This is a genomic window from Methylobacterium goesingense (assembly GCF_022179225.1).
Classification (GTDB): Bacteria; Pseudomonadota; Alphaproteobacteria; order Rhizobiales; family Beijerinckiaceae; genus Methylobacterium; species Methylobacterium goesingense.
In genome coordinates, this window is the sequence record NZ_BPQL01000215.1 from 1 (window position 1) to 10884 (window position 10884).

At 67.6% G+C, this 10884-nt stretch carries 9 protein-coding genes and 1 pseudogene; 3 read left to right on the forward strand and 7 right to left on the reverse strand.

The genetic code is table 11. The annotated features are described in order from the left end of the window. On the forward strand, positions 1 to 218 hold a 218-nt coding region (locus tag MFF30_RS24945), incomplete at its 5' end, for an ArsR/SmtB family transcription factor (protein ID WP_238282910.1). A 13-nt stretch (positions 219 to 231) separates the two neighbouring features. Here MFF30_RS24945 and MFF30_RS24950 read toward each other — a convergent pair. Next, the gene (locus tag MFF30_RS24950; RefSeq protein WP_238282912.1) at positions 232 to 1275 is read right to left on the reverse strand and encodes a YeeE/YedE family protein; all 1044 of its coding nucleotides are present in this window, start codon (positions 1273 to 1275) and stop codon (positions 232 to 234) included. Positions 1276 to 1382: 107 nt separating this feature from the next. On the opposite strand from MFF30_RS24950, the gene MFF30_RS24955 reads away from it, so the two are divergent. Continuing rightward, positions 1383 to 1625, forward strand: a complete 243-nt coding sequence (locus tag MFF30_RS24955) for a hypothetical protein (protein ID WP_238282913.1) — start codon at positions 1383 to 1385, stop codon at positions 1623 to 1625. 345 nt (positions 1626 to 1970) lie between these two features. After that, on the forward strand, positions 1971 to 3659 hold the full coding sequence (locus MFF30_RS24960) for a methyl-accepting chemotaxis protein (protein ID WP_238282914.1): 1689 nt from the start codon (positions 1971 to 1973) through the stop codon (positions 3657 to 3659). A 355-nt stretch (positions 3660 to 4014) separates the two neighbouring features. On the opposite strand, the gene MFF30_RS24965 is transcribed toward MFF30_RS24960, so the two are convergent. From MFF30_RS24965 to MFF30_RS24990, 6 genes and pseudogenes are all read right to left on the reverse strand, one after another. Continuing rightward, a complete protein-coding gene (locus MFF30_RS24965; protein WP_238282915.1) occupies positions 4015 to 5343 on the reverse strand; it encodes an alpha-amylase family glycosyl hydrolase in 1329 nt (442 codons plus the stop codon). A gap of 343 nt (positions 5344 to 5686) precedes the next feature. Next, positions 5687 to 6439 carry a TerC family protein gene (locus tag MFF30_RS24970; protein ID WP_238282916.1) on the reverse strand — a complete coding sequence of 251 codons (753 nt, stop codon included), beginning with the start codon at positions 6437 to 6439 and terminating at the stop codon, positions 5687 to 5689. Between the two features lie 167 nt (positions 6440 to 6606). Next, complete coding sequence (locus tag MFF30_RS24975; protein ID WP_238282917.1) at positions 6607 to 7578, reverse strand: tripartite tricarboxylate transporter substrate-binding protein; 972 nt, start codon at positions 7576 to 7578, stop codon at positions 6607 to 6609. Positions 7579 to 7644: 66 nt separating this feature from the next. Next, positions 7645 to 9150, reverse strand: a complete 1506-nt coding sequence (locus tag MFF30_RS24980; protein WP_238282918.1) for a tripartite tricarboxylate transporter permease — start codon at positions 9148 to 9150, stop codon at positions 7645 to 7647. A gap of 16 nt (positions 9151 to 9166) precedes the next feature. Then, the gene (locus MFF30_RS24985) at positions 9167 to 9832 is read right to left on the reverse strand and encodes a tripartite tricarboxylate transporter TctB family protein (protein ID WP_238282919.1); all 666 of its coding nucleotides are present in this window, start codon (positions 9830 to 9832) and stop codon (positions 9167 to 9169) included. 718 nt (positions 9833 to 10550) lie between these two features. Continuing rightward, a pseudogene (locus MFF30_RS24990) lies at positions 10551 to 10884 on the reverse strand (Hint domain-containing protein); the annotation flags it as partial.

Consider the following 10884-nt stretch of genomic DNA (forward strand, 5'->3'; position numbering starts at 1 on the left):
GCCTGCTGGTCGAGGGCGAACGCTCGGTTTCGGAACTGGAGCAACTGCTGAACCTGCGGCAGCCCGCTGTGTCCCAACAGTTGGCGCGGTTGCGGGCCGACGATCTCGTCGAGGCCCGCCGGGACGGGAAGAACATCTACTATACGCTGGCCCGGCCTGAGGTCCGTGAAATCATCGCCGCCTTGCACCGCGCGTTCTGCAACGCGCGCACGCCGTGATCTTCGAAGCCCCTTACGTGTGCCGGTCCACGAGAACGTAGAGACCCGCCCGCGCCCCGACGAGGATCGCGCCCAGCGCCAGCATCGAGCCGACCGATAGCGTCGAGAGCCCGCTCAATCCCTGGCCGATGGTGCAGCCGAGGGCCGTGACGCCGCCCGTGCCCATCAGGAACGCACCGAGAAGGTGGCGCTTCACCTCACGGGCATCGTCGGGTGCCTCCCAATAGAATTCACCCGCGTGGCGCGCCGATGCGTAAGAGCCGAGCAAGACGCCGACGACCGAGGCCACGCCGAAATCGACCTTCGTGCCGCTCGCGAGCATGGCGTAGAGCAACGTATCGCCGACCGGCCGCGCGAAGCTGAAGGAGCCGATCGCCCGGGTTTCGAACTCGTCGAAGCCCGCGCTTCCGTTGGTCCACCATCCGGCGACGATTATACCTCCGACGACGATGGCGCCGACCAGAAGCCGTTTCGTCTCCCGGAAGGCGCGGCTCGTGAGCGCCGCGAGACAGAAGCCGACGCCCGCGATGACGCTCACGACGACACGGCCCGTCTGATCCAGCCGCAGGAGCGCGCCGAGGCGCTGGCTTCCGAGATCGAGACTCAGCGGCTCGGTGATCGTCACGCGCAGGAGCGCCGTAACGCCGCTGATCGCCATATAGGCCGAGAGCCCGAGCACCAGCAGAACGAGGAGCGCCCGGAGATCTCCTCCACCGAGCCGAATGAGCGCTCCAAAGCTACATGTCCCGACGAGCGCCATCCCAAAGCCGAACATCGCCCCGCCGAGGATCATCGCGCCCCATTCCAGGCGCGGCCCCGTGTAGATCGACCGGGCGAGGTCGAGACCGCCCCCGGTTTCCAGAAGCTGGGTGCCGAGGATGGCGATGCCGGTCGCCAGCAGCCACGCCCGTGCGCGGCGGGTGTCGTGCGCGTAGACGGCATCCTCGATGGCGCCGAGCGTGCAGAAGCGCCCCCGCCGTGCGACCATGCCGAGAACGGCGCCCAGCGCGAGGCCGAGCAACGCCCGGACGAGATGCGCAGGCAGGAAATCCATCATCCTTCCACTTACGCCCAATCCCGATGAGCCCTGTCAAACACTCAATCTCGCTTCGCCTTCTCGTTTGATCCGAAGGGTCTGGTAACGGACGCAGAATACGGCCGCCGATGTGGTGGCAGTCGGGAAAATGTCTCGTCATCCACGAGGTGGTGGTCGACATTGCTGCCGTCGGTCTTCAGATCGGTGGCGTTGAAGTCCGGGTTGAAGATCTTCTGGACCTCCTTCATGTGTTCGTCGATGCGGATCTTCGCGCCGGTCTTGGCCCTGACCTAGGGCCAGCCGGAGCGGCGGTCGGCGGCGAAGCGTTCGAGGTCGGCTCAGGCCCGGGACGCGTCCGGGTCATCGATTGAGGCGCGGACGTAGTGTCGGGGCATCCGAGCATTGTCGGCTCAGAATAACGAGTTCGCCAACCGGAGGATATTTCGGAACGGCCAAGTTCGGAACTTGAACCGGCGCCATGTCGGGACGGAAAGAGCATGCTCGGTACGGACCGGGTGATCGCGCTCGAATTCGCCGGCGCCGTCGAAAACATTCGTCTCCTAGAATTAGCGGCAATATCACTGTGTTTTATCGCCACACAACTTCGATGCTGGCATAAATTTGATCTGGGACGCAAATTTATCCTCGTGTCATAATCCTAGATGTGTTGTTAAATAAGCGGGTGGTAGGGTGATCGTATTGATCGGGGTCCAACCATGCTCCAGAATACGACTATCCGCGCCAAAATTCTCTTTGCTTTTAGCCTTCTGACCCTCTTCGTGGTTGGGCTCGGGGGGCTTGCGGTCCGAGGCGGTGCTTCGATCAACACGTTGCTGGTCGAGACGCAGACGCGCGATTTGCCGAAGACGCAGACGATCGGCGAGTTGAACGATTGGGCCGGGCGCCTGACGATCTCCCTGTTTCGCTACACCCTGAATGCCAAGGACCCGAAGGTTGCGAAGGTGATCGAGGTGGAGATGCAGCAGCGGATCGACGAGATCGCGCGTTTGATCAATGTCTACGAGCAGTTCCCGAAATCCCAGGCGGAGACCCAGGTCTTCGCGAGCTTCAGGGCAAACTGGGCGACCTATCTGGCGTCGACCCCACCGCTGCTGGCGCTGGCGCGCGAGGGCGAAATCGAGAAGGCCCGCATCATGATCGATTCGATCGTGACCAAGCATCGCAAGCGCGCCCTGGACGATGCGAAGCAACTCTACACCTTCGCAAAAGACTCCGCCGCCCAGACCGGAGAAGTCGCCGCCGCGACCTACGCCTGGACGCGCGACTTCGCCATCGCGGCCTCCGTCGTCGCCGTGCTGGTATCGGTCGCGCTCGGCGGCGTCATCCTATGGAGTATCGGCCGTGGCTGCGCCGAGATCATCACCACGATGCAGGCGCTCACCGCGGGGAACCTCTCGGTCGAGGTAACGGGACGGGGCCGCCGGACCGAGCTCGGCAAAATCGCCGACGCCGTGCAGGTGTTCAAGGAGGGCATGATCCGCATGCGGTCCCTTGAGGCGGAAACCGCGCAGGCGCGTCTCGCCGCCGAGCAGCAGCGCAAAGCCGGCATGCGCGAGATGGCGGATGCCTTCGAGACGGCGGTCGGCGGGATCGTGGGCATGGTCTCGTCCTCCGCCACCGAATTGCAGGCGACCGCCCAGACGATGACCGCCACGGCCACGCGGACGGCGAGCCAGTCCACCACGGTCGCCGCCGCGGCGGCGGAGGCAGCCTCCAACGTCACCACGGTGGCGGCCGCCACCGAGGAATTGGGCGCCTCGGTCCAGGAGATCGGCCGTCAGGTCTCCGGTTCGTCCGACCTGGCGCGGGTCGCCGTGACCGAGGCGAATCAGACCGCCTCCCTGGTGCATGAACTGAGCACCACCGTTACCAAGATCGGCGAAGTGGTGGCGATGATCTCGGGGATCGCCTCGCAGACGAACCTTCTCGCGCTCAACGCCACCATCGAGGCGGCGCGTGCCGGCGAGGCCGGGCGCGGTTTCGCGATCGTGGCGACCGAGGTCAAGGAGCTCGCCAGCCAGACCGCGCGGGCGACCGAGGAGATCGGCCGGCAGATCGGGCAGGTGCAGGGCGTGACCGACCAGGCCGTCACGGCGATCGCCGGCATCAGCGGGCGTATCCGCGAGATCAACAGCGTGGCGGCGTCTATCGCGGCGGCGGTGGAGGAGCAGGGGGCGGCCACCCAGGAAATCGTGCGCAACGTCGGGCAGGCAGCAGTCGGCACCGGCGAGGTGACGAGCAACATCGCGGGTGTCGCGGGTGCCGCTGAGGAGACGGGGGCGGCGGCGAGCCAGGTTCTGGTCTCGGCCTCCGAGCTTTCGCGCCAGTCCGAGCACCTCGCGACCGAGGTTCGGCGCTTCCTTGGCACCTTCCGTGCCGCCTGAGGAAGGCGTCGCTGCGATGCGGCGACCCTGCTCCTGGTGAGATCAAATCGCGCCTCCGGGCAGTTTCGGTCCGGCGGTCGCCGCACGGGCTAAAGGAGCGACACCGCCTGTTTCGCACTTCCACGGGATGCGGTGGCGGTCGCCAAGGCTGAGCCCCTCCCGGTCCGGGCGATGTTGTACGGCGCCGACCCGATCGTCTGGGACGCCTGCCGGAGTGACCGGTTCATCGACCCAGCGGGCCATCTCCGACGCCCGATGACAGTGACGGTGGACATCGCCGCCGAGGCGGATGCCGTTTGCATTCGCGGCCTGGGCCCGCCGGCCCTTGGCGGATCCAGACTGCCTGTCCGCGACATCAGACAGTGAGGATGGCCCAGCCGTGAGGCGCGAGGCTCGCTCGTGCCTCCGGTGTTCCGGCTGCTTCCAGCGAGGCTTCCCCGGCCGCGACGGTGCGCGCGTCGGGTGACGGCAGGAGCGTGCCGGCCTCTGAGAGGTTCAGGGCGAGGAGGAGGTGCTGCGTTTCGTCACCCACCGCGAGGACGAGCTGTTCGTTCGTCAGGTGCAGCGTCCGCGTGCGGGCTCGATGTAGCCAGGGATGCCGGCGGCGCAGGGCGGTCAGCGCTTGGTGCAGGCTGTAGATCGGCCAGCCATAGGGGGCGAGCCCGGCGGGCGTATCCGGGAAGGCCGGCCGGATCGCATCGTCCCCGCCGATGCGATCCTCCTTCACGCCCCGGAAGGCCTGTTCGTCGCCCGCATAGATCGAGGGTGTGCCGCCGCAGACCAGCAGGATCGCGAGGGCATGAGGGAGATGGCGTGCGTCCGCGAGGCGGCTCGCGATCCGGGTGACGTCGTGGTTACCCACGAAGGTCAGCGGCGCGAAGGCGTCGAGGAAGCCGTTGTGGCGATCGAGCGCGTGGGCGAGTTCGAACAGGTTGCGGTCGTTGAGCGCGCTCCAGATCGCTTTCCAGAGTTCATACTGGGTCACCGCATCCATGCCGGTGTCGCGCACGATGGCGGCGTAATCGCCGTGGATGACCTCGCCGACGATGTAGGCATCCGGATGGAGCGACCGCACGCGCGCCAGGACGTCAAACCAGAAGCGCCGGGACACGGCGTAGGCTGCATCGAGGCGCCAGCCATCCACCCCCAGGGCGAGCCAGTGCGTCATGATCGAGACGACGTGGTCGGCCACGGCGTGCGCGTCATGGTTGAGCGTCACCAGCTGCCGGTGTCCCTCGAAGCAGGCGTAGTCCGGCGCCGTGCCCGGATCGGTGCCACGGGGCCAGGACAGCCTGAACCACGCGGCCCGCGGCGCCTGCGGTCCCTGCTCCAGGACCTCGACGAAGGCGGGGTGGTCGCGGCCGACATGGTTGAAGACGCCGTCGAGGAGCACGCGCAAGCCCCGCGCATGGGCGGCCTCGATCAACGCGACGAGGTCCGCCGTGTCGCCGAGGCGCGGATCGATCCGGAAGGGGTCGATGGTGTCATAGCCGTGCGTCGAGGCTGCGAAGACCGGTCCGAGGGCCAGCCCCGTGGCGCCGAGTTCGACGGCATAGTCGAGCCAGGCCTGGATGTGCCCCAGGCGATGCACGATGGGCGCTTCCCCCATGGCCTCGGGCTCGGCTCCGACGAAGCCGAGCGGGAAGACCTGCCACCAGATCACGCGTTCGATCCAACTCGGCATCGGGTCGCCCTGTTTTCGGAGTCGCTGGGTATGCCCGGACCGGCAGGAAACGCCTGCCACGCATTCGCCGGAACCGCAAAGACCGCGCGACTATGTCGTAGGTGCTGCGCGCGCAGAATCCGGTCGACGGGCGGTGGCATATCGCGTTCAACGCACCGCCTCGCAGGACAGCACCCCAGGAAAGCTCTGCGTCTCCGCGCCGTCGCCGATACGGTTCACCTCGCTCGGTTCACTCCGGTGGCCGACCGCCCGACCCTGACGTGTAGCGGGCCCGCCCTTCGATGTTCGGGGGGCGGCCTCTCCCGAAAAGGCGCGCTTGGCGTGACGCTCCAGCCGCGACGGATCAGCCGCCGAGTACGTCCGCCTCGGCTCGGCCCACCGCCGCCGCCTGCTGGTGCGCGATCGCCCGGTCGGACCGACGCCTGAGGAGCAGGCCGATGCCCACCACCAGGGTGGCGCCGAGGGCGCCGATCGCGTGCGGCAAGCCGCCCTGCAGGGTGGCCGGCAGCCCGTCGGCCAGGAACTGCTGGACCATCCGGTCCGTGGCGATCATCTCGCCCGCCACCCAGCCCAGCAATCCACCGCCGAACCAGATCAGGATCGGGAACCGATCGATCAGCCGGGTGATCAGGCTTGCGCCGATCACGAGGAGCGGCACCGACAGGGCAAGGCCGATGATGAAGAGTTCGTCGTGGCCCTTGGCAGCACCCGCCACCGCGACGACGTTGTCGAAACTCATGACGGCATCCGCCACCACGATGGTCCAGATCGCCTTCGGGAGGCTCGAATTCGCCCGGATGTCGCTCTCGTCCTCCGCCACTCCGCGCACGAGCTTGACCGCGATGTGCAGCAGGATGAGCCCGCCCACGACCTTCAGCAGCGGGATCGCCAGCAGTTGCGAGATGATGACCGCGAAGGCGATCCGCAGCAGGGCCGCCGCGAAGGCGCCGGCGAAGACGCCGATCCGCCGCTGCCGCTCAGGCAAGCCCCGACAGGCCATGGCGATGACGACTGCATTGTCGCCCGACAGAATAATGTCGATCCAGACGATCTGCAGGAGCGACAGCAGGAAGCTCGACGTTAGGTAGGATTCCACGGTGTCAGCGCCTCTGGTGTTCCGGCTCGGGCGAAGCGATGGAGCACCTCTCGGGTGCCTGTCGACCTGGGCTATCCCCCCACGGAGGGACGGTCCGAGCATCGACGAGGCCGGCCCGCTCCCTTGGGAACGGGCCGGCCTCGGACCGGTGTTACGTCCGGATTAGGTTACGGATTGGTTTCGACGGCGGAGCGGAGCACCGGGGTCCAGCGTGCGACTTCGCGCTCGACCAGTGCCTGTAGGGCAACCGGGCCGGCTTCGGCCTCCTTCGGCACTGTGCCGCCGAGTTCCAGGATGCGTTTCGTCGTGGCGGGGTCCTTGAGCGCCGTATCGAGGGCCGCGACGAGCTTCGCGCGGACATCCGCCGGCAGGCCCTTGGGCGCGAACACGGCGTTCCAGGCGCTGACCTCGTAGCCGGGCAGGCCGGCCTCCTTCGTCGTCGGCACGTCGGGCAGGCTCGGGGAGCGCTCGGCCGTCGCGATGGCGTAGGCCTTGATGGTGCCGCCGGCGATCTGTGGAGCGACGTTGACGATCTGGTCCGTCATGAAGTCGACCTGATCCGCCATCAGGTCGTTCAGCGCAGGCCCGGTGCCGCGATAGACGACGAGCGTGGGTTTGGCGCCGGTCTGCGAATTGAACAGCACGCCCGTCGAGTGCGAGACGGAGCCGACCCCCGCATGGGCCTGGTTGATCGCCGGTCCGCGCGCCTTGAGCACCTCGATGAAGCCTTTCAGGTCCTGTGCCGGAAAGCCCTTCTTGGCGACGATGACGATCGGCGTGCCGGCCGCGAGGCCGACAGGATCGAAGCTCTTGGCGGGATCGTATTTCAGGCCCTTGAACAGAGCTGGCGCCGCACCGTGCGTGCCCATGTGGCCCATCATGATGGTGTAGCCGTCGGGCGAGGCCTGGGACGCGCGGGTGATGCCGGTGGTGCCGCCGGCGCCGGTGACGTTCTCGATGACGACCTGCTGGCCCAGCGCCCGCGACATCGGCTCGGCGACGATCCGCGCCACCACGTCGGTCGGCCCACCAGCCGCGAAGGGTACCACCATGGTGATCGGCCGCTGGGGGTAGGTGTCGGCCGCGGCGCCGATGGCGGCGAGCGCCGACAGAAGTCCGATGGCGAGAGCCCGTCTCATGTTTCGCATCCTTCTGGTTTCGAGGTTGTCGTATCTGCCGCCGGAGGGGTACGTGCGCCCGCGCCGCTAGGCTTCCGTGAACACCGCGTCGCGGCCGCGCCGCAGCGACGGCAGCAGCGCCGCCGCCAGGATGGTGAAGGCGACGAGGAACAGCACCGCGCTGACCGGGCGTTCGAGGAACACCAGGGCGTCGCCGCGCGACAGGGTGAGGGCACGCCGCAGGTATTCTTCCATCAGCTTGCCGAGCACGAAGCCCAGCAGCATCGGCGCGGGCTCGAAGCCGAATTTGATCAGCCCGTATCCGAACACCCCGAAGGCCGCGATCAGCATCACGTCGGTCGGCAGCGAATTGATGGAGTAGATGCCGATCGCGCAGAACATCAGGATCGCGGGAAACATCAGACGGTAGGGCACTTTCAGCAGGCGCACCCAGATGCCGACGAGCGGCAGGTTGATGACCAGCAGCATGAGGTTGCCGATCCACATCGACGCGATCATGCCCCAGAACAGGTTGGGGTTCTTGGTCATCACGCCGGGGCCCGGAACGATGCCGTGGATCGTCATGGCGCCGACCATCAGCGCCATCACGGCGTTCGGCGGAATGCCGAGGGTGAGGAGGGGGATGAAGGCCGTCTGCGCGCCGGCATTGTTGGCGCTCTCCGGACCCGCGACCCCCTCGATGGCGCCCCGGCCGAAGCGGCTCGGATCGCGCGCGAGGCGCTTCTCCACCGTGTAGGCGGCGAAGGGACCGAGCACAGCGCCGTTGCCCGGCAGGATACCCAGGATCGCCCCGATGGCGGTGCCGCGCAGCGTCGCCGGTGCCGCCTGCCGGAGATCCGCCAGGCTCGGCAGAAGGCGGCCGATCCGCGCCCGGGCTATCTCGCGGGTCTCGGTCTGATCGAGGTTGCGCAGGATCTCGGCGACCCCGAACAGGCCCATCGCCAAGACCGAGAAGTCGATGCCGTCGGTGAGGAAGGCGAGGCCGAAGGTCATCCGCTCCTGGCCGGTCTCGAGGTCGGTGCCAACGGCCGCGAGCAGGATGCCGACCAGGATCATCGCCACGGCCTTGAGCACGGATCCGTGTGCGAGGACGACCGCGAAGGCCAGACCCATCACCATCAGGGCGAAGTACTCCGCCGGTCCGAAGATCAGCGCGAGGCGCGTCAGCGGGGCGCCGAGGGCGGCGATCAGCAGGGTGGCGACGGTGCCGGCGAAGAACGAGCCGATCGCCGCGATGCCGAGGGCGACCCCGGCCCGGCCTTGGCGGGCCATCTGGTGCCCGTCGAGAGTGGTGACGACCGAGGTCGCTTCCCCCGGGATGTTGACCAGGATGGCGGTGGTGGAGCCGCCATACTGCGCCCCGTAGTAGATCCCCGCGAGCATGATGAGCGCGCCGACGGGATCGAGCCCGAAGGTGATCGGCAGCAGCATGGCGATGGTGGCGATCGGCCCGACGCCGGGCAGGACGCCGATCAGGGTGCCGACGAGGCAACCGAGGAAGCAAAGCGTCACGTTCTGCAGGCTCAGCGCGACGGCGAAGCCGAGGCCGAGATTGGCGAGGAGATCCGTCACGTGCCCAGGCTCCCGATCAGGTCATCATCGCGTGCGGGGCGACGTCGGTCCGGCTCCGGCGGGTCGAGCGTCGCTGCAGGGCAAGCAGTGCAAGCCCCATCAGGGCGAGGCCGCCGGCCCCGAGCCGCAGCAACGTCCGTGAGGGAATCCGACCACTCGCCGCCTCGATGAGCGCGGTGGGGAAGATCGGGATCGGCAAGTTCAGGAGGTCCCCGAACAGCAGCATGCATCCCGCCGTGAGGAGCAGGGCCAGGATCAGGAGTTCGCGAAAGCGCGCCTCGGGCGTGGCGTAGCCGCCGATGACCACCGCGAGCGGCCCCGCAACGACGAGGCCGAGACCCGGAGTCGCGAAGGAGCCGAACGCGAATGGCCGGATCGTGAGCGCGAAGGCGAGGATCGCCAGCACGACGGTGAGGGGGCCGCGCAGGCCGAAGCTTTGGAGACCCGCCCCGTCGCGCAGGAGCCCCGTGACGACGAGGACGCTTCCGCAGATGGCGACGCAGATCGCCACCCAGTGCGGCAGCATCCCGGGGCCCATGGATCCAAGGGTGCCTCGCGGCAGATCGCTCGCGGCCCAGATGCCGAATATCCCGAGCAGGACCAGCACGATGCCTGCGACGAAGCTCTGTGGCGCACGTACCCTAGCCATCGTCCGCCGCGCACCGACGGATGCGTCGCTCATCGTTTCTCCCCTACGAGCCCCGCCTTCGTTTCTCGGGCGGTTGGCTTGGCAATACACACGCTTGGTCAGGCCAGACGCGCATCATCCCGGACGACCGATGCACTGCCAGGATGGCCCATGCTGCTCATGCAACCAGAGGCCGTTTGGAAGGCTGGAGGCATCCTGAGACGATCGTTCTCAAGAGCCTATGCCCGAAACCAAAGTATACACAAGCGCTACGCTTGCGGAATCAACTGATAGAATGGTTTCGTCGCGTGGATTTTCGACACGTTACGCGACGCATTTTAATCCATGCTCGCGAAGACGCTTTTGCGGACGATTTCGATGCGATGCCGGCCCCTTCGGCTTGCAGTTCATCGGTGAGCGTGACGTGGAGCCTGGATCAGACCGAGGCATGGCCGGTTCGACCGATCGCCGGGCGACAATCGTCGCGTCGCAGTGATCCGGCGGCGCGCGCAGGCTGCCTCGCGCGGTTCCTGGTAAGTTACTTCGGTCTACCAGCACGCGATGTGCTCCCTTTCCCCAAGGCGAGGGATTCCGTACCGAAACCCGAACGATCCCAACCGGAAACCCTATCGGTCTCGCTGATCAGAACCCAATCCGCCGGACCCTGGGGGGATCGCTCGCGACCCTTGGCAGGCCCCGGGAAAATCCGCCCTCAGACCGGTCGGAAACGCCGCCTCTCGCAACGACGCGCCGGCCTAGGTCACGGTGGACCTCAGGCCGCCGTGACGCGGCCCAGGTGGCGCTCTGGCTGCGGCGAGTTCACCGCGTCCACTTCCGCTGCGGGCCCAACCCAGCGCGGCAGCGGGGGCGCGGAGAGGTCGAGGCGCAGGAAGACCGGGCCGGACAAGCCCGCCAGCAGGCCGGTCGGCAGCCGGGCCCGGCCCGCCGTCCAGCGGTGGCCCGATGCCCCCGCGTGGAAGCCCGCCGCGAGCGCGGGATCGTTCAGGGAGACGGCGCGGGGCGCCTCGAACCCGGCCGTGAGGGTCAGGGCGGACAGGCACAGCCCGAGCGCGCGTTCGCCCGAGTTGTCCGCGCTGTCGGAGATC

Coding starts and splice junctions, on each gene's coding strand:
- MFF30_RS24960 (WP_238282914.1), top strand. CDS start 1,971: ATGCTCCAGAATACGACTATCCGCGCCAAAATTCTCTTTGCTTTTAGC.
- MFF30_RS24965 (WP_238282915.1), bottom strand. CDS start 5,343: ATGCCGAGTTGGATCGAACGCGTGATCTGGTGGCAGGTCTTCCCGCTC.
- MFF30_RS24975 (WP_238282917.1), bottom strand. CDS start 7,578: ATGAGACGGGCTCTCGCCATCGGACTTCTGTCGGCGCTCGCCGCCATC.
- MFF30_RS24950 (WP_238282912.1), bottom strand. CDS start 1,275: ATGATGGATTTCCTGCCTGCGCATCTCGTCCGGGCGTTGCTCGGCCTC.
- MFF30_RS24985 (WP_238282919.1), bottom strand. CDS start 9,832: ATGAGCGACGCATCCGTCGGTGCGCGGCGGACGATGGCTAGGGTACGT.
- MFF30_RS24955 (WP_238282913.1), top strand. CDS start 1,383: ATGTGGTGGCAGTCGGGAAAATGTCTCGTCATCCACGAGGTGGTGGTC.